The organism is Acidovorax sp. PRC11 (assembly GCF_031844105.1).
Taxonomy (GTDB): Bacteria; Pseudomonadota; Gammaproteobacteria; order Burkholderiales; family Burkholderiaceae_C; genus Paracidovorax.
In genome coordinates this window covers 146,900-166,027 of the sequence record NZ_JAUZUQ010000008.1, presented here as the reverse complement: position 1 = coordinate 166,027, position 19,128 = coordinate 146,900, and the positions used below count along the sequence as shown (strand labels likewise).

Annotated in this window: 16 protein-coding genes; 15 read left to right on the top strand and 1 reads right to left on the bottom strand. The window is 69.2% G+C overall.

All coding sequences use genetic code 11. From position 1 onward, the window contains the following. Positions 1–99 precede the first annotated feature (99 nt). The 12 genes from Q9R47_RS11565 to Q9R47_RS11510 all read left to right on the top strand — a co-directional run bounded on the left by Q9R47_RS11565 (position 100) and on the right by Q9R47_RS11510 (position 15,490). Complete coding sequence (locus tag Q9R47_RS11565; protein WP_311233342.1) at positions 100–591, top strand: type III secretion system chaperone; 492 nt, start codon at positions 100–102, stop codon at positions 589–591. A gap of 10 nt (positions 592–601) precedes the next feature. Next, entirely contained in the window at positions 602–2,329 is a 1,728-nt protein-coding gene (locus Q9R47_RS11560; RefSeq protein ID WP_311233341.1) for a hypothetical protein, read from the top strand. Positions 2,330–2,403: 74 nt separating this feature from the next. Next, on the top strand, positions 2,404–2,838 hold the full coding sequence (locus Q9R47_RS11555) for a DUF1841 family protein (RefSeq protein WP_311233430.1): 435 nt from the start codon (positions 2,404–2,406) through the stop codon (positions 2,836–2,838). Positions 2,839–2,964: 126 nt separating this feature from the next. Beyond that, complete coding sequence (locus Q9R47_RS11550; RefSeq protein WP_311233340.1) at positions 2,965–5,490, top strand: EAL domain-containing protein; 2,526 nt, start codon at positions 2,965–2,967, stop codon at positions 5,488–5,490. Between the two features lie 480 nt (positions 5,491–5,970). After that, on the top strand, positions 5,971–6,609 hold the full coding sequence (locus Q9R47_RS11545; protein WP_311233339.1) for a hypothetical protein: 639 nt from the start codon (positions 5,971–5,973) through the stop codon (positions 6,607–6,609). Further along, entirely contained in the window at positions 6,591–7,238 is a 648-nt protein-coding gene (locus Q9R47_RS11540; RefSeq protein ID WP_311233338.1) for a C39 family peptidase, read from the top strand. The genes Q9R47_RS11545 and Q9R47_RS11540 overlap by 19 nt, the downstream gene beginning before the upstream one ends. Then, a complete protein-coding gene (locus tag Q9R47_RS11535) occupies positions 7,231–8,157 on the top strand; it encodes a hypothetical protein (RefSeq protein ID WP_311233337.1) in 927 nt (308 codons plus the stop codon). Before Q9R47_RS11540 ends, Q9R47_RS11535 begins: the two co-directional genes overlap by 8 nt. A 12-nt stretch (positions 8,158–8,169) precedes the next feature. Continuing rightward, positions 8,170–8,568, top strand: a complete 399-nt coding sequence (locus Q9R47_RS11530; protein ID WP_311233336.1) for a hypothetical protein — start codon at positions 8,170–8,172, stop codon at positions 8,566–8,568. 36 nt (positions 8,569–8,604) lie between these two features. Beyond that, positions 8,605–9,981, top strand: a complete 1,377-nt coding sequence (locus Q9R47_RS11525) for a hypothetical protein (RefSeq protein WP_311233335.1) — start codon at positions 8,605–8,607, stop codon at positions 9,979–9,981. Beyond that, positions 9,978–11,000, top strand: a complete 1,023-nt coding sequence (locus Q9R47_RS11520) for a polyprenyl synthetase family protein (protein ID WP_311233334.1) — start codon at positions 9,978–9,980, stop codon at positions 10,998–11,000. The genes Q9R47_RS11525 and Q9R47_RS11520 overlap by 4 nt, the downstream gene beginning before the upstream one ends. Positions 11,001–11,049: 49 nt before the next feature. Next, positions 11,050–12,927, top strand: coding sequence for a hypothetical protein (locus tag Q9R47_RS11515; RefSeq protein ID WP_311233333.1), 1,878 nt, complete (start codon positions 11,050–11,052; stop codon positions 12,925–12,927). A 4-nt stretch (positions 12,928–12,931) separates the two neighbouring features. Then, positions 12,932–15,490, top strand: coding sequence for a hypothetical protein (locus Q9R47_RS11510; protein WP_311233332.1), 2,559 nt, complete (start codon positions 12,932–12,934; stop codon positions 15,488–15,490). Between the two features lie 114 nt (positions 15,491–15,604). Here Q9R47_RS11510 and Q9R47_RS11505 read toward each other — a convergent pair whose 3' ends face one another. Next, positions 15,605–16,276: a c-type cytochrome gene (locus Q9R47_RS11505; protein WP_311233331.1), complete on the bottom strand. Its 672-nt coding sequence runs from the start codon at positions 16,274–16,276 to the stop codon at positions 15,605–15,607. Between the two features lie 115 nt (positions 16,277–16,391). Between Q9R47_RS11505 and Q9R47_RS11500 the strand changes: the two genes are divergently transcribed. The 3 genes from Q9R47_RS11500 to Q9R47_RS11490 are packed head-to-tail and all read left to right on the top strand — an operon-like array spanning position 16,392 to position 19,127. Continuing rightward, positions 16,392–17,246: a MoxR family ATPase gene (locus Q9R47_RS11500; protein ID WP_311233330.1), complete on the top strand. Its 855-nt coding sequence runs from the start codon at positions 16,392–16,394 to the stop codon at positions 17,244–17,246. Between the two features lie 16 nt (positions 17,247–17,262). Further along, entirely contained in the window at positions 17,263–17,895 is a 633-nt protein-coding gene (locus Q9R47_RS11495; protein WP_311233329.1) for a GNAT family protein, read from the top strand. Between the two features lie 44 nt (positions 17,896–17,939). After that, entirely contained in the window at positions 17,940–19,127 is a 1,188-nt protein-coding gene (locus tag Q9R47_RS11490; protein WP_311233328.1) for a VWA domain-containing protein, read from the top strand. Position 19,128 lies beyond the last annotated feature (1 nt).

Genomic DNA, 19,128 nt, shown 5'->3' with positions numbered 1-19,128 from the left:
GTCGCCCGCGAGGGCCTGGGCGGAAATTGCGTGAAACCGCCTCCCGAGGGCGGGACCCGCGATTTCTTCCCGTTGAAAACGAAGGAAAAGGCAGACGAAATGGACCGCAATGCAGATATCCGCTCCGTGCTCCGCACCGTGGCGCACGCCCTGGGCGTTCAGGCCACTCCGGAGCAATGGCTTTCAGGCCTGCCGTTCGACGTGAACGGCCAGACGTTCTACCTGCAACAGGCCCCCGGCGACGGTGCCACCGGCATGATCGTGCTGCGCAGCGAACTCGGCACGGTCCCGCAGGACGCGCGGCTGCAGGTGTGCGAACTGCTCCTGCGCAGCAATGCCCTGTCGGCCGGAAGCCTCGGCCCCGTCGCGGGCATGCAGCTGGACGGCCCCGGCCTCGTGATGGACATGCCGCTGCCGGTGGCGGAACTGAGCGCCGACATGCTCTACGGCGTGCTGGACCGGATGGCCGAGTCGGCCGCGGTCTGGAAGGCCACGCAGGGCTTCACGCGGGCGCCGGGCGGCACCGCGCCGGCGACTTCCGCGCCAGCCGCCCCGGCGCCGGCCCCGGCCACCACCACCGTCACCCGCTGAGGAGCAAGCCATGGCCTCGCCTCCCTCGGTCAGCCGCAATTCCAGCCTCTCGTCCGTCCAGACGTTCGCCACCGCGGAAGGGGAGCGTGGCGCAGACGCACCGCTGCCCCGCACCCCCTCCGCGCCGGCCCTGCAGGCCCCTCCCGGGCTGCAGGCGCGCGAGGGCGGCGCGGCCCGGGAAGAGTCCGCGGCCGCGCGTTCCCTGACCACCCGCCGGCAGTATTCGCTGCAGCACCGGCTGGGCCTGAGCCGCATGTCCCTGCACGAGCGGTTGCAGCGCCAGGCCGAGGCGGCGCAGCGGCTGCAGGAGGCGGCCCATCAGGCAACGGCGTCCAGGAACGAGGGGGCCTCCCTGGAGCCGCCGTCCCAGGCCGGCGAAGACGTCTTCTACGACGCCCTGGCGGACACGGGCAGCGACGCCGGCGAAAGCGATACGGCGTCCATCCTCAGCAGCCGGCGCGTGGATTCCAGCTTCGGCGATCCGGACCTGCCGCTGCGCCGGCAGGCGCGACCTCCGGTACCGCCCCCGGCCGGGGAAGACATTTCCGGCTATCTGGGCGACCGCTCGGGCCACCTGCCACGCGCATTCCGGCTGCAGCGCGATTCGAGCACCTACTCCACCGCCACGGAGGGCAGCATGCGCTTCACCCTGAGGCCCGATCAGATCAGCATGGCATCGACCCTCCTCGCGGCACCGGGCAACGTCGTGACGAACGTCACGGAGGCCATGTACGTCGACCCGCCCGCAGACGTCGAGTCGGCGGTTCCGCAGGCACCGCAGGCGGCCCCCCCCTCGTGGCGCGAGACGGCCGCGGCGCTGGGCGGCACCTTCGGCCAGCGCGCCACCACCTACTTCGCGGCCCATGCGGGCGCCTGGCTGCTGCAGACGGCCTCCGTGGCGGCACTCGTCGGCGCGCGCGGCGGGAACGCATCCCGGGAGTCCATCGCCGCGCTCTCCAGCGTCGTCGGCGGCGCTTCCAGCGCCGTGCTGAAGGAAGCCGTCGGCGAAACCATGAAGACGATGCCCCGCCTGGGCGCGACCATCGCGCTGCCGGGATCGACGGTGCTGCAGCGCGAAGGTCCGCGGGTCATGGCGGGCTTCAACGACATGTGGACGGCCATCGGCGGCACGATGCTGAACGTCGCGGTGAATGCGCGGATCGGCCCCGTGATCGAGCAGGCCCTCAGGGAACGCGGCATCGCCCCCGACCTGGCACGCCCGATGTCCATGATGGCCAGCGCGCTCGTGCAGCGCATGGTCAGCGCCACGGCGGACACCGTGTCCGACCTGAGCAGCACGCTGGTCAAGTCCTTTCTCCCGGGCGCGGAGGCAGCCACCGTCGTGAACCTCTCCGTCGACCGCCGGACCATGCTGGCGGGCATCACGGCGCGGTCGCTGCTCAACTTCGGCCTCACGCTGCCGCTGGGGCCGCTCGTCACGCTGCGCAAGGTGATGGCCGACAACGGCAACCCCTACCAGCGCGCCGCGGCCGGCAATGCGTTGTCCTGGGCCAGCCTGAACGGCTGGATCGTCGCCAAGGCCCATCTCGCCAGCTTCTACAAAACGCTGGGTGTCGCAGAGCCGTCCCCCTCGGCCATGGCTGCGCCGCCCCCGCCGCCGCAGCCATGGCCGGCGGAGCTGGAGATGGCGGCCACGCAGGCACCAGCACCGCTCCAGGCACCGGCCCCGGACCCGGAACCCCCGCAGGACACGCCGGCCGCTCGCCCCGGGCGGTGAATCCCCGGCGCCCCACAGGGCGCATGACCGCGCAGCGCGCCGGCACGGGCCGCCGTGCTACGCTGCGCGGCATCATGTTCAATCCCACGCAAGCGGACGTGCGCCGCTTCTTCTGCGCGGTCCACGCCAAGGCGCAGGCCGGCCAGCCGATGGAGGCCATCGAGACGCTGGCCAGCCTCTGGATCGCCGAACACCCCGAATACCACGCCGAACTCTCCGACGTGGATGCCGCCCTGGCCCGCAACTACGACGAGACGCCCGGGCACACCAATCCCTTCCTGCACCTGTCCATGCACCTGTCGATCAGCGAGCAGTGCAGCATCGACCAGCCGCGCGGCATCCGCCAGGCGGTGGAGCTGCTGGCCGCGCGCCTGGGCTCGCTCCAGGACGCGCACCACGCTGCCATGGAGTGCCTGGGAACCATGCTCTGGGAGAGCCAGCGCTCGGGCCGCCCACCCGACGGAGCGGCCTACGTGGCCTGCGTGCAGCGCCGCGCCACGCGGGACTGACCGCACCCGCCAGGCCGGGGGTTGCTATAATAAAAATAGCATCTCTTCACAGCGACCACGGCAGCACCTCCATGAACCGACGACCTCTGGCACGCCGGAACCGTGGTCCCGAGGGACGGTGCTGACGTGCGGCGGTTCCAGCTGTCGCTGCGCACGGCCATCGCCGTGCCGTTCGCCGCCCTGTTCGTGGGCACCGTCGCCCTGCAGGCGGTCACGCAGCACCGCCAGATCGACGCGCTCATCGACCAGGAAAGCGTCCGCCTGCTGGACGCCGTGACGCACACGGCCGGCGAGCGGCTCGTGAACTTCCTCGCCACGCCCTTCAGCATCCAGCGCAGCGCCGCCGACGCGATCGGCCGCCACGGCCTCTACCGCTCCGGCGACCTGCGCCCCGTCCACGAATACCTGCGCGCCGTGCTCGATGCACTCTACGCCGACCAGCTGCAGATCAGCATGCTGGGCTTCGGCAGCCGCGACGGCGACTACACCGGCATCCGGCGCGAAGCGGACGGCCACCTGCGCCTGGTGCTGCAGGACGGCAGCACGCAGGGGCGTCTCCAGGTGCACGGCATCGGCATGGACAGCGACCGCATCATCGCCTCGGTCGCCGGATACGATCCCCGCGTACGGCCCTGGTACGCCCCCGTGGTGGCCTCGGGGCAGCCGCAATGGTCGGAGGTCTACACCACCGCGGGCGAACGCGCGGACGTGATCATCGCGGCCTCCTCGCCGGTGGTGTCCTCGGGGGACATCGTGGGCGCGGTGCAGGCCGAAGTGCGCCTGGACACGCTGCACCGGTTCCTGCGCGAGGAGCCGCTGCGCGGCCATGGCCAGATCTTCGTGCTGGATGCCGAGGGCCGCCTGATCGCCCAGTCCGACCCGGGCAGCGTCACCCTGCCCCCCGCGCCCGGAAGCGGCCAGTACGCGCGGCGGCTCGCCACGCAGAGCCCCAGCGCCGAAGTCCGCGCGGCGGCGGAAGGGCTGCCGTCCGGAACGCTCGCCGGAGAGGCCGCCGCGTATTCCTACCGGCTGGCGGGCGAGCGCTATTTCGCGCGCGTGACGCCCTTCACCGGGGTGCCCGGGGTCCGATGGCGCATCGTGGTCGCCCTGCCCGAATCCGACCTGCTGGGCGATACCCGCGCGGCCGCGCGGCGCGCCCTGGTCGCCACGGCCGCCATCGCGGCGTTCGGACTGCTGCTGGGCCTCTGGGCCGTGCAGCGGATCGCCGCCCCCATCCTGCTCACCTCCCGGGCGGCGCAGCGCATGTCGGGCGGCGACTGGGACACCGAACTGCGCGCGACCAGCCCGCTGCGCGAAACCGCGGCGCTGGTACAGGCCTTCAACGACATGGCCGGCCGGCTGCGGCATTCGTTCCACCAATTGCGCGGGCAGCTGCTGTTCGACCCCCTCACGGGCCTGCTCACGCGGCGCGGCCTGCTGGAGAAGGCCGACGGGCCGCAACCGCGGCGGGCCGTGCTCGTGCTGGCCGGCCTCGACGCCTTCCGCGCGGTGAACGACAGCATGGGCCTGGACACCGGCGACCGGCTGCTGCGGGCGATCGCGGAACGCCTGCAGGCCACCCAGCCGGGCTCGGCGCTCATCGCGCGCCTGGGCGGCGACGAATTCGCGCTGCTGCGGCTGGATGCCGACGTGCTGGCCCCCGATGCCGCGGGCCGCGCCATGCTGAACACCTTCGGAGCGCCGTTCTCGGTGGGCGACGACGAAGTGCTGCTGACCGCATCGGTCGGGGTCGTGGCGGGCACGCTGCCGGGCGGGCAGCTGACCGAATGGCTGCGCAACGCGAGCATCGCGCTGGGCGAGGCCAAGCGCCTGGGCCGCAGCCAGTGCGTGCCGTTCGCCGACGAGATGATGGAACGCTCGATGGAGCGCGCGCGCCTGGCCACCGAGCTGCGGCAGGCGCTCGAGCGCGACCAGTTCCTGGTGTACTACCAGCCCGTGGTGGAGCTCGCCTCGGGCCGCGTCACCGGCGCCGAGGCCCTGCTGCGCTGGAACAGCCCCGCGCGCGGCATGGTGCCGCCGGGCGTGTTCATCCCGGTGGCCGAAGCGTCCGACCTGATCCTCGGCATCGGCGAATGGGTGTTACGCGCGGCCACGCACGCGATCGCGCAGCGGTTGCCCGAGCTGCCCGCGGACTTCGACATCCACGTCAACGTCTCCGCGCGCCAGCTCATCCAGTCCGACTTCCAGGACACCCTGCGGCAGATCCTCGAAGAGAGCGGCCTGCCGCCGCGCCAGCTGACGCTGGAACTCACCGAATCGGTGCTGCTGGAGGACGACGGCGTGACCGGCGCGCGCCTCGCCGCGATCCGCGCGCTCGGCGTAAAGATCGCCATCGACGATTTCGGCACGGGCTATTCGTCGCTCGCCTACCTGGGGCGGCTGCCGTTCGACTGCCTCAAGGTGGACCAGCGCTTCGTGCGCAACCTGCTGCACTCTCCCCAGGACGAGGCCATCGTGACCGCCGTGCTGAACATGGCCAAGGGCTTCGCGGTGACGGTGGTGGCCGAAGGCGTGGAGACCGCCGAGGAGGCCGAGCGCCTGCGCGCCATGGGCTGCGGCCATGCGCAGGGCTACCACTTCGGGCGGCCGGCGCCGCTGGAACAGCTGCGCCTCGCTCCACCGGCCTCCTGATCCCGGCACCGCGGCCACCGGCGGTAAGCACGCTCTGGATTCAGGTGGATTCAGAACGATTAAGGCGCCCTTCAAACCGCGGCCCCGCCGCGCCGGGAGAATGGCCACACCTCGCGACCACAGACGAGGGAGGGAGGCGGGCCAGGCCCGCTGCGTGAGAACACAACCGGACGGGCCGCGCCTGCCTGTCCACCACCAGACAAGCGAGACCTCCGTGCCGACACCTGCCACCTGTCTCCCCGCACCGGGCTCTTCCGGTACCCCCTGCCCCGCCGCATCCCCGCCGCCCGGCGCACGGACGAGGCGGCAGCCCGCGAGCCGGCCCGCCTGACCGGCACGCCGCTGCGCGCCCCACCCGCATCGAAAACCGCCGCCGGGCTGCCCAGCCTGCTCCGGCCCCTTCCTGCCGATGCCTGCAGCAGGCACCGGCACGCCCGCAGCCCCGCACGTCCGACCACCTTTCCATCCAGAGGCATCCCCATGAGCAACGATCCGATCACCCAGATCCTCAACGAAGTCCTGCAGGGCCTCGTCACACAGCTCAACGGCGAAATCCCGGGCGCGATCTCGGGCGCGGGCTACGACCCCTACCGCAACGTCGCATCGGGCTCCGCCAGCATCGGCGTCGGCACCGCCTCGTACGCGGTGGAAAACCTGACCGGCCTGGCCTCGCTGCGGCTGCAGGACATGGTGGTGGGCAACGTCAGCGGCTCGGGCAGCAATCTGTCGGGCACCCTCAGCTTCCATGCCGCGCTGGGCAGTTCGCTCGCCGCGCAGGCCCGCGGCAGCGTGAGCATCCTGTTCGTCGATCCAAGCATCTCCGGCAACCTGCGCATCGACGGGGCGACCATCGCCGGGAACGCGCAGTTCCATGCCAGCACGGCCGGCGGCAAGCTGTGCCTGGATGCGGTCTCGTCCATGGATGCCGACTTCAACTACGGCAACGCCGCGATCTGGATCAACGACCTGGGCCCCCTCAACTATCTGCTCCAGCCGGTGGAGAACCTGATCCTCGACGCGGCCAAGGGCGCCATCCGCGCCCTGATCTCCTCCCAGATCAACGACATCGTGAGCGAACAGCTGAACAAGCTGCTGCCCCAATGCATGCCGCTTGCATGAAGCTGCGGATCGAGCCGCTGGCGCGCACCACGCGCCGCGTCGGCCCCATGCCTCCGGGGCCCTGGCCTGCCGAAGGCGCCGGATCGCGCGACCTGGACCTGGTGCTGGAGCCGCAGCTGCGCGCCAACTGGTGCTGGGCCGCCGTGACCTGCGCCATCGCGGCCCACTACGGCGACACCTCCTGGCAGCAGGAGAAGCTGGCCTGGCGCATTCTCGCGGCCGATGCGGCGTCCCCCGCCCAGGGCCTGCCCCCGCCCGACCTGCTGGAACTGGAGCGCTACGACCAGCAGGCGGCCATGGAGCGGACGCTGCGCTACGTGAACTGCCTCGCCGGCTGGAGCAGCGGGCGCCCGCCCTTCCGGCGCCTGATGCGCGAAATCGACGAAGGCCGTCCCGTGGCCGCGGCCATCCGCTGGCACGCGGGATCGCAGCACTACGTGCTCGTGGACGGGTACTGCCGCGCGCGCCGCACCATCTCGGTCGCCGATCCGCAATGCGGCCGCGCCACCCTCGATTTCGACGCGTTTCCCCTGCGCTACCGGCACGGCGGCGAGTGGATGGAGACCTACTGGACGCACGCCCCGCGCCCTGCCCATACCCCATGCAAAGGAGAGTTGGACCATGAGTAGCTACGACGCAGCGCTGGTGCTGGACGCCGGCACCCTGAACAAAGGGATGACCCAGCTGTACGCGAACACGCTGGCACGGCAGAAATTCTTCCAGGGCAACGAGAACATCGGCCAGATGGGCCTCGTCTCGGTGGACTGGAGCATCGACGCCGCCCCGCAGTTCGTGCTGGCGCCGCCCACCCCCAACCAGTGGGACGACAAGCACACGTTCGTTCCCAGTGGAGGCACCAAGCCGCCGCAGCCCACGGACCAGATGTTCCAGGTGCAACTGGCCTCGGTGACGGCCGGCTTCCACCTACAGGACGGAACGGTGTCCAAGGTGAGCTTCGCCTTCACCGTCTTCGCCCAGGTCACGATCACGGCAGACCGCCACGTCCAGCTCGGCAGCGTGGCGGTGCTCCCGATCAATCCGACCGCGATGTCGGACTTCATGCTGCAGGTGATCTGCGGCATCGTCTTCCAGAAAGTCCAGGGCCTGCTCCAGGGCTACCAGATCCCTGCCAGCATTTCCGTCGAGGGCCAGGACTTCACGCCTCCGGTCGTCACCGTCACCGGCAGCCACCTGGTGCTGGCCTGCAATCTCGTCGCGAACGGCACGCCCGACATCGGCGGCGTGCAGTGGCCCCAGAACCCCCTGGGCGTGCTGATCGGCAGGCGCCTGCTGTCGGCGCTGCTGCAGAAGTACAGCAGCGCGCTCATCCAGCAGATGAGCGACAAGAAGATCAACGAAAGCAACAGCAACTGGAGCGGCAGCTACTCGCTGAAGGGCGGCATCACCAACCCTTCGGTGGCGCTCGCCTCCACCCTGCCGAACGTGAACATCACCGCCACCTTCGCCGCCACCGCCGAGGTCGGCGTCTCCTGGTGGCTGGTGCCCGCCGCCTGCGCGCTCGAAGCCGCATCGAACTTGCTGCCCTGACAGGAGACCCCCATGGTTGATTTCGCCAAAGCCGACTTCGGCACCGATCCCAAAGCCCTGACGGTCACCGTGAAGCCCGTCGTCTCCGGCTCCAAGCAGATCCAGCTGCAGCTGCAGCCACTGCCGGCCTTCAAGATCACCTACGCGCCGAACGGCAGCGGGTGGGAGAAATTCAATGCCGGCGTGCTGCAGCACGTGGCGACCAGCGTCATCGGGATCGTCACGCCCTTCCTGCAGTCCACGATCCAGAGCGCCGCGCAGAAGGAGCTCAACGAGAACGCGTCCTTCACCGTGCCGGACATCCCGCTGCAGCTCGAAGGCGTCCAGATCAAGCTCGTCCCATCGGGCCTGAACATTTCCACCGTGGACGCGGACCACGTGCTCGTCACGGCCAGCGTCGACATCGCCTGACCCACGGCACCTGCCCACCGAACGAGGAGAAAATCCATGAGCGCTGCAATCCAAGATTTCCTGGCCGGCTGGACGACCCGGGGCGGCACGGCCCTGGGCACCGCCCGGCCCCTGCACACCGACGTCAGCAACATTCCTCCGCTGCCCCTCGCACGATCGCTCGACATGCCCGCGCAGGCCGGCTTCGAGCGCGGCTCGCTGGGCATCGAACTGTCGGACATGCGGCTGTCCTTCGACGGCGGCACGCCGGTCGCGGCCGAGTTCGGCACCGATGCGCAGGACCGCTGCGTGGTGGCGGTGCGGCTGCAGGGCATCGCACTCGAAGGCCGCTATGCCCTGCAGGGCACGCAGATCTGGGAGGCGGATCTCGACGGCGCAGGCACCGGGCTGCCCACCGGCGCCCGCCGCCGCGGCGGCAGCGCCGATGCCAATGCGCACCCGGCCTGGATCCAGACCGCGAACGAGCAGCGCGCGAACCTGCAGAACGTGCCCGGGGGTAACGGCGCCACCCTGCTGAGCACCTACTCCAATCACCGCGCGGCCTTCAACGACGTCTTCACCGACGACCTCACCTACGCCTTCCAGGTCGGCTGGGGAACGCAGGCGATCTCCGACATGGCCGCGGACACGAACACCGCGCTCAACCAGGACGGCACCCCCGTCAACCAGGCCGGAAAGCTCTACGGCAACACCACCTACAACGGCAATGCGCAGACGCAGAAGCTGGCGCTGCTCACCGCGCTGACGGCGCTGGCCGAGTTCGGCAACCCGCAGAACAAGACCGACGACACCAATCCGTACAACCAGGCCGCCGCGGCCACGCTGACCTTCGGCAGCTCGGTCGTCGCCAACACCAACCCCGTGGACGGCAAGATCGAGAACATCGAACCGCAGACCAAGTCCGACGTCTACGGCATCGTGCAGAACGGCACACCCGCCACGCCCCACACCGTGGCCGACGTTCACAGCTTCCTGAACGGCAGCCCCATCGGCGGCCGCGATGGCGAGGGCAATGCCTGGACCATGGTGCTGGACGAGGACGAACGCGCCTTCGTCCGCAAGATGCAGGCGGACATCGCGGAACACGCCGCCCGCCTGGCGGCACTGCGCCCCGTGGCCCTGGCGACGGCCGGCCTGCAGGCGAAGCTGGCCTGCGACGTCTATCTGCAGTTCGGCGAGCGCGACGGCGCCGTGGCATGGATCGACGGACGGGTGGAACTGGACGGCTTCGACCTGCACTTCGACGACCGCGGCTGGGACGCGGCCCTGGGACAGGAACTGGCAGGCGCGGCGCGCGACGCCCTCGCCGAGGCGCGCTTCATCAAGAGCCTGCTGCACGACCGCGTCGCCGACGCCCTGGAGCGCGCTCTCGTGGGCCCGCTCGCGCAGGCCCTGCTGGACGCGCAGCCGTGAAGATCGCCGCCACCCGGGCCGACCCGGTCCAGGCCATCCTGCAGGACCTGATGGCGGGGGACATGCAGGGTTTCGAGCGCGAACTGCACGAAGCGCTGAAGCCGCAGCAGGGCTACCTCACGGACGTGGAGATGGCGCTCTACCAGGGCGGCAAGAAGCTGCGCCCGCTGATGCTGCTGATCACGGCGCGCCTGTTCCAGCCCCAGGGCGAACTGCCGCACAAGGTCCTGCGCGCCTCCGCCTCGCTGGAGATGCTGCACGTGGCCAGCCTGATCCACGACGACATCGTGGACCACGCCAGCCTGCGGCGCAGCCACAGCAGCGTGAACGCGGCGCGCGGCACCGAGATGGCCATCCTGATCGGCGACATGCAGTTCCTGCAGGCCGTGCGCTGCTTCGTGGACACGATCGAGGACATGACGGACATGCAGCTCGTGAAGTGGGTGCTCGACTCGGCGTTCGACATCTGCCGCGGCGAGATCGACGAGATGACCACCCAGCCCTCCTGGCATCCCGATCCGCTGATGGCGCGGTACCTGACCACCGTGGACCGCAAGACCGCCGTGCTGTTCGGGCTGGCCTGCGAATCGGGGGCCGCGCTCATGCGCGCCCACACCTCCGACCTGCGCCGCCTCGGCAGCTTCGGCCGTGCCATGGGCCGGGCCTTCCAGATGATGGACGACATCTTCGATCTGTCCCATTCGGACGAAGAGGCCGGGAAGCGCAAGGGCATCGACCTGCACCAGCGGCGCATCACGCTGCCCATCATCCATGCGATGAAGCTGTTCGGCGATGACCATCCCATGGTGCGCTACTTGCGCGGGCAGGAGTCGGCCGACGAGGAGCGCATCAACGCCTGGGTCGACGAGATCCGGCGCTCCGATGCCTTCGCTCTGGCCTATGCACAGGCCCGCAATACCGCGCTGCAGGCCGTGCAGTTCCTCGAACACCTGCCGCCGGGGCCGCACCTGCGTGCGCTGCACGACATCACCATGCACGTCGTCAACCGCGCGTACTGACGCCCCGGCGGCGGACGACGCGTTCCACACACCAGAGGGAGCCAACACCATGGGCCTGCAGCTATTCCATTTCGTCTACAACACCCTGATGCAGAAGGCGAACGACCATTCGCCGGGCAACAGCCTTTTCCTGCCGGTCGCGCTCTCGGGCATGAAGCAGTCGGACGGAACGCCCTACCTGCCGGTCCGCGGAACCGATTGGGACATGCATGACATCGGCGGCGCGGTGGACATGTCGAACAACCTCGCCAGCTCCTGGTTCGGGATGCTCCCGCCGCTGCTCAAGTTCATCGGCACCTCGGCGCCGGGCCCGCAGATCACGCAGAAGATGATCGACGACGCCAACGCCGCCAACGCCTACATCCGCTCCCGGCGGCTGAACGTGGTGGCCCTGCCGGGCCGCGGACCGGATCTGAGCGTGAGCCGCATCGAGATCGACGGCCTGGCGAACATCAAGGTCAGCGGCCAGCCGCCCACGGTCAGCACCAGCAACGCCGGCTATGCCGCGCAGATCACGCTGGACCTCAACGCCTACCCGGCCTCCGGCGATGCCTGGAGCCAGCCGCTCGCCCTCACCGGACCCGAGCAGGGGTTGGACCCGGGCACCCAGCCTCCGACGCCGTTCGACGGCCTGAATTTCACGCTCACGCAGTGCCTGTGTTTCGTGGATCCCCAGGGAAACATCGTCGCGCCGCCGCCGACGCTGGGGCTCGCGCCTTCGCCCGGACACCCCGACGGCTTCGACTGCAGCGCCTCCGGCATCGCGCTGCTCACGCTGGCCAATGGCAAGATCGTCTCGGACACGCAGGTCACCGTGACCGGCGACGGCAAGGCGCTGCAGGTCGATCTGGGCAGCATCCGGCTCGTGGCGGAACAGGGCGACCAGCCCGATTTCACCCTGAAGAACCTGCAGTACCAGAGCATGGTCCCGATGCCCTTCCCGACACCGCCGGACATCATGAACCGCTTCTACGCGATCTGGAGCCGGTTCTTCGTGCAGATCCTGTCCACCCCGCAGGCCGCGCAGATGCTGACGGCCCAGGTCAACGGCGCCCTGATGGACAAGGGCAACATCGGCCAGGTGCAGGGCCTGCTGAACCAGCAGTTCAAGAGCGCCTTCGACGACATCTTCGGCAGCACGCAGGTGGCCAGCAGCACGGTGGACACCGACGCCAACGCGGTGGACAAGTACCTGTTCAACCGTGCCCGCGGCGCGCTCAACGACCGCGGCAGCTATGTGTACCTGCCCACCCTGGTGCTGGGCTCCGCGTCGCCGGTGCTGGAGCCCTACACCGCCGTGGACCTGCGCATCGACGGCCCCTTCACCACGCAGCTCATGGGCGTCAGCCTCTCGCTGTCCGCCATCGTGCTGCAGAGCCTCGCCATCCAGGGACTCTCGAACCTGGTCGCCCCGCCGGACAACATCGTCTTCGGCAACAACCAGCAGGCCAGTGCCACGCTGCTGCTCGGCAAGCTCGACCCGGGCCCGACCGTGAGCGTCAAGGGAACGCCACGCACCGTCCCCTCCCCGCCCGCCACGGCCAGCACGCCGTTCACGCTGAACGTGCAGGTCGGGCAGAACGCACCGATTCCGCTGTCGGGCACGCTGGCCCTCGGCCTGCGCAACCAGAGCGGCCAGCTCGGCATCCAGACGACGCTCTCGGCCTCGGGCGACACGCCGCAGGAGCTGCAGCTCACATACAGCCGCATCGCGCTGGCCGCGGGCGACGGGGACGTCGCCGTGACCCTCACGCTCTCGCCCGCGGAAGCGCAGTACACGGCCTTCATCAACGCCTTCCTGGGGCAGGCACAGCTGATCCAGGCCATCGTGTCGGCGCTCAACGACTACATCGCCGGCAACCTGCAGCAGATCAGCGATGCGGCGACGAAGTTCGCGCGCGCGGCACTCGACAACCTGGGGCAGTGACACCATGGCCGACAGCATCTATGCCACCCTGCAGGGCGCACTGCAGTCCACCAGCACCACCAAGGTGCTGCAACTGGCGCACGACCAGTTTCCCGGCCCCATCCAGACCGCGCTGGGGTATTACCTGCAGGGCATCACGCTGCAGCTCGGTCCGGCCGCCTCCCTGGCGGTCAACCCCTCCACCCGGCAGCTCGAGGTGCAGGCCCGCATCGATGGCGCCGACCTGGACCTGCAGGCCACGGCGGACGGTGCCACGCTCACGCTCACCAGCACCCAGTACGCCGATGCGCAGGTGGTGCTCGCGTTCACCCGCACCGATGCAGGCGTGGAAATGGCGCTGGACGCCACCATGGGCGACACGCTGCAGTGGCCGCTGAACACGGTCTGGCCCGCGCTCCTGGACTGGAACCCGGCCAACCAGACCGCCTTCGCGCGCGGCACGCTCGCGCTGCGCTACGCGCCCGGCCCGGCCATCGCCTTCACCGGGCAGGGCGGACTGGTGTATGCGGGCCAGCCCTTCCTGAATGCCGCGATCAGCGTGCAGCGCGCCGCCGAGGGCGCGGGCGTGATGGTCGGCGCGGTGGTGGAACAGTGGTCCCCGGGATCGCTCTGGCAACCGCTGTCCTCGCTCCAGCTCCGGCACAGCGGCGTGGTGGTCTCCACCCTGCCCGGGTCGTCCGGCAGCCTGTCGTCGCTCGGGCTGCTCAGCCCGCAGGACGTGCCCGCCGTCGCCGCGGACTTCGACATCGCCCCCGGATTCGCGCTCTTCGGCTCGCTGCAGCTGACCGGCGCGCTCCAGGCCGTCGCGACCTTCATGGGCGACGTCTCCGAACTGGACCTCTTCGCCACCTATGCCAGGGGCAGCGGAGACAAGTCGCTCAAGGCCGTGCTCGCCAACCGTTTCAGCGCGATGGACAACGGCGTCTTCGCCTTCGGCGGATTCACCCTCGAATGGGACGACCCGGGCCAGGGCAACAGCCGCATCAGCGCCACGGCGGCGGGGTCCTTCCATCCGGACGCCTCCACCGCGATCGACCTGGCGCTCACGGGCAGCGTCACGCCCTCGGAGGGCACCTTCGCCCTCACGTTCGCGCTGACGAACTGGAAACAGCCCTTCGGACTGCGCACCGTCACCATCTCCGAACTGCAGGGCGCCGCGACCCTGGGCGCCGCGGCCGCTGGGGTGACGATCAGTGCCGGCGGCGCGCTCAAGCTGCAGAACCCCGATGCGCCGCAGTACGAGTTCGACGTCGGCTTCGAAGTGGAAGTGGTCGATTTCGAAGTGCCCAGCGGCATCGCGCTCTGGACGCAGGCCGACCAGGCGCCGATGCAGCTGTCGAGCGTCTTCAACGCCGCCTTCGCGCTCGACATCTCGCCTGCGGCACTCGAACGGCAGGGCGAGCCCGAGATCGCCGAGGTGGTGCGGTTCCTGGACGAGATCGTCCGCCTGCGCCAGTTCGTGTTCTGGTTCGTGGAGGGCTCCTCGCTGCAGAAGATCGGCGACCACGGCCCCTTCCCCGCCGGTTTCGGACTGCAGGCGGACTTCGCCCTGCTGGGCCAGCCGGACGTGCGCATCACGGCCACGCTCGCCCAGTCTGCCAGCGCCAAGGCCGGCTTCACCGGCCTCATCCTCGTGCAGCAGGCCATCGTCTGGGGCTCCGTCTTCCGGATCTCGGGCTGGGACCCCGACACACGCCAGCCCAGCGCGCAGGGGCCGCAGATCGCGATCGCGGCCACGCCCGAGGGCATCGTCGTGCCGGGGGTGAACGGCGGCGACCCGGTGCGCTTCTACTCCTCGCTCTACCTGCGGTTCCTCGATCTGGTGGAAGACCACCTGTACGCCCTCGCCACCACCGACAACCGCTTCCAGCTGGACTACGCCGTGCAGAACGGCCAACCCGCGGGCGGATGCGGCGTCTGGAGCGGCCACAGCATCACCTTCCTGCTCGATCCGGACAAGACCCAGCTGGCCGCCGCCTTCGGTTTCAACTTCGGCTGGAAAGACCTCCAGTGGAGCGGCATCACCCTCTGGGGCGTCACGCTGGTGCCCCAGGTGCGCCTGCCCGATTTCAGCATCGCTGCGGGCCTGGGCTTTTCCGCATCGCTGCAATCGCTGGTGGTGACGGGATACTTCGATTTCAGCCTGCTGGGCCTCGAACTGCATCTGGGGAGCCAGGACAGCCCCTACACCCTGCTGAACGTGGACGTGGCCAGCGTGATCACCCGGCTCAAGGACGTGGCCGGCCAACTGCTCATCGCGGTACAGCGCGAAGCCTCCGCGCTCATGCAGGCGGTGCTGTCGGGCCTGCAGGACTTCCTGCGCTGGGCCAAGGCGCAATGGCGCAACTTCGTCAACGGGCTGGAGCTGATCGGCAAGATCCTGCAGGAGCAGTTCCAGCAGTTGGGACAGGTGCTGGCCTCCGCGCTCCAGAGCCTCGGCGCGCTGGCCGCCCAGGTGCAGCAGGCCATGGTGGCGCTGGGCTACGAGCTCGAGAAGGTGGTGAAGTGGGTCGGCGATCTCTTCGGCTGCCCGGTTTCGAAGGCGTCCAACGCCCTCCCGTGAAGCGGCGGCGGGCGGTGCATGCGCGGCCGCCCGCCCGCCCGAATTAATCGATCAGATTCTCTCACCCAGGGGAATGCGTAAATACCCTGCAATATCCCCGGCGGCCCGGAAAACTCAACGGAACCGGGATTGCGGCACCACCTGCAATTCACCGTCCAGTGAACCCAGATAGCCCGCCAGAGCCTTCAGCTCGGCGTTGGAGAACTGCTTGGCGATGCCCGCCATGATGGCGTTGGAACGCCCCACGGGGGCGTTGCCGTTCGCGCCGCCGCCCGCCTTGTAGGCCTTGAGCGCGGCGAAGAGGTAGTCGGGATGCTGGCCGGCGATCTTCGGGTACGACGGATCGATCGGCTTGGAGAAGCTCTCGCCGTGGCAAGACACGCAGGCGCCCTTCTGCAGCAGCTGCGCCACCTGGGCGCTCGGCTCGCGCGAGGCCTTGGCGGGTGCGCCGCCCTGGGGCACCTGGCCCGCGTAGTAGGCGGAGACGTCGGCGATGTCCTGGTCGGTGAGCGAATCGGCGATGCCGCGCATGGTGGGATGCCGGCGGTCGCCCTTCCTGTAGGCCTGCAGGGCCGAGGCGATGTAGCCCGCGTTCTGGCCCGAGATCATCGGCACCTTGTACACCTCGGGAAAGCTCGCCTGGTAGCCGGGAATGCCGTGGCAGCCGATGCACATGGCGATCTTGCCCGCCCCGGCCTTCGCGTCTCCCTTGGCCTCCTGGGCGTGGGCGCCGAAGGTCACGCAAGCGACAGCGGCGGCGAATATCGTGGACAGCTTCTTGTTCATTTTGCGCGCACAATCCAATGGAGTTTGTCGGTGCTCGGGGGGCCAAGATGATTATAGACAGCGCCCGTTCCGGCCATTTATCAACGATTACCCTCACCGCCCACGCGCAACGCCCATGAAATTCCAAGGCTCCGAAAGTTATGTCGCCACGCCGGATCTGAAGCTGGCCGTCAACGCGGCCATCACCCTGCAGCGCCCCCTGCTGGTCAAGGGCGAGCCGGGCACCGGCAAGACGCTGCTGGCCGAAGAGGTGGCCCGCACCCTCGGGCTGCCGCTGCTGCAGTGGCACGTCAAGTCCACCACCAAGGCGCAGCAGGGCCTCTACGAGTACGACGCGGTGAGCCGGCTGCGCGACAGCCAGCTCGGCGACGAAGGCAGCAGCGAGCGCGTCAAGGACATCCGCAACTACATCGTGCAGGGCGTGCTCTGGCAGGCCTTCACGGCCGACCGGCCGGTGGCACTGCTGATCGACGAGATCGACAAGGCCGACATCGAATTCCCGAACGACCTGCTGCGCGAGCTCGACCGCATGGAGTTCTACTGCTACGAGACGCGCGAGCTGATCCGCGCGAAGCACCGCCCGCTGGTGTTCATCACCTCGAACAACGAGAAGGAGCTGCCCGACGCCTTCCTGCGCCGCTGCTTCTTCCACTACATCCGCTTCCCCGATGCGGACACCATGCGCCAGATCGTGGCCGTGCACTTCCCCACGCTCAAGAGCGAACTGCTCACGGCGGCGATGAAGACCTTCTACGACGTGCGCAACCTGCCCGGCCTCAAGAAGAAGCCTTCCACCAGCGAGCTGATCGACTGGCTCAAGCTGCTGGTGGCGGAGGACATCCCGCTCTCCGCCCTGCAGAGCGCGGACGACAAGGTCTCCATCCCGCCGCTCGTGGGCGCGCTGCTGAAGAACGAACAGGACGTGAGCCTGTTCGAGAAGCTGGTGTTCATGAACCAGCGCAACCGCTGAACCGGAGGCTGGCGCCATGGCCTTCGTCGAACCCGTCATCCTGCAGGATCGCGGCATCCGCCTGGAGCCGCTCGCGCTCACCCACGAAGCGGGTCTGGCCGCCGCGGCGGCCGACGGCCAGCTCTGGACGCTGCGCGTCACCTCCGTGCCCGAGCCCGCGAACACCCGCGCCTACATCGAAGCCGCGCTGGAGGGCCGCGCCCAGGGCCACCGCTTCGCCTTCGCGGTGGTGGACGCGGCCAGCGGCGAGGTGCTGGGCACCACCAGCTACCACGACATCCTGCCCGCCGTGAAGCGCGTGGAGATCGGCTGGACGTGGTACGCGCGTCGCGTGCAGCGCACCCACGTGAACACCACCGCCAAGCTGCTCATGATGGGCCATGCGTTCGACACGCTGGGCTGCCACGTCGTGGGCTGGCGCACCGACAACTTCAACTTCGCCTCGCAGCGCGCCATCGAGCGCCTGGGCGCGAAGAAGGACGGCGTGCTCCGCGGCCACGCGCTGCGCCGCGACGGCACCATCCGCGACACGGTGATGTACAGCCTGCGCGCCGGCGAATGGCCCGAGACGAAGGCCCATCTGCGCTACCTGCTGGAGCGCCACCCGGCGACGGCGGCGGGCACGGGCGCGGGCGCCGCGGCGGCCTGACGCGGCACGCACGCACGCACGAAAGCAACGAAGGACGCACCGGCATGCTGATCGACTTCTTCTACGCGCTGCGCGCCGGCCAGCTGCCGGTGTCGGTGAAGGAATACCTCGCCCTGCTGGAGGCGCTGGAGGCGGGCGTCGTCGGTCCGAAATCCGAGGACGGCTGGAGCCTCGACGACTTCTACCACCTCGCGCGCACCGTGCTCGTCAAGGACGAGAAGCACTTCGACAAGTTCGACCGTGCCTTCGGCGCCTACTTCAAGGGCGTGGAGATGGTCACCGACTTCCGCAAGGAAGTGCCCGCCGACTGGCTGCGCCAGATCCTGGAGCGCGAGCTCACGCCCGAGCAGAAGGCCGCCATCGAGAAGATGGGCTGGGACGAGCTCATGGAGACGCTGAAGAAGCGCCTGGAGGAGCAGAAGGAGCGCCACGAGGGCGGCAGCAAGTGGATCGGCACCGGCGGCACCAGCCCCTACGGCCACGGCGGCTACAACCCGCAGGGCGTGCGCATCGGCGGGGCCGGCAAGAACAAGAGCGCCGTGAAGGTGTGGGAGCAGCGCGCCTACCGCGACTACGACGACACCCAGGAGCTGGGCACCCGCAACATCAAGGTCGCCCTGCGCCGGCTGCGGCGCTTCGCGCGCGAAGGCAACGAACTCGAGCTGGACCTGGACGGCACGATCCGCAGCACCGCCGCCAACGCCGGCTGGCTGGACATCAAGATGGTGCCCGAGCGCCACAACAACGTGAAGGTGCTGCTGCTCATGGACGTGGGCGGCACCATGGACGAACACATCCAGCGGGTCGAGGAGCTGTTCTCCGCCGTCAAGAGCGAGTTCAAGCACCTGGAGTTCTACTACTTCCACAACTGCGTCTACGACTACATGTGGAAGAACAACCGGCGCCGCTTCGCGGAGAAGTTCCCCACCTGGGACATCATCCGCAAGTACAACCGCGACTACAAGCTGATCTTCGTGGGCGATGCGACCATGAGCCCCTACGAGATCGTGCAGCCCGGCGGCAGCGTCGAATACCACAACGAGGAGCCCGGCGCGGAGTGGCTGAAGCGGCTCACCCACGCCTTCCCGAAACACGCCTGGATCAACCCCGAACCCCAGGGCGTTTGGCAGTACCGGCAAAGTATCGACCTCATCCTACAGTTGATGGGGGGTCGGATGTACCCGCTGTCCCTCAAAGGGCTCGAGGAGACCATGCGGCTGCTGTCAAAATAAG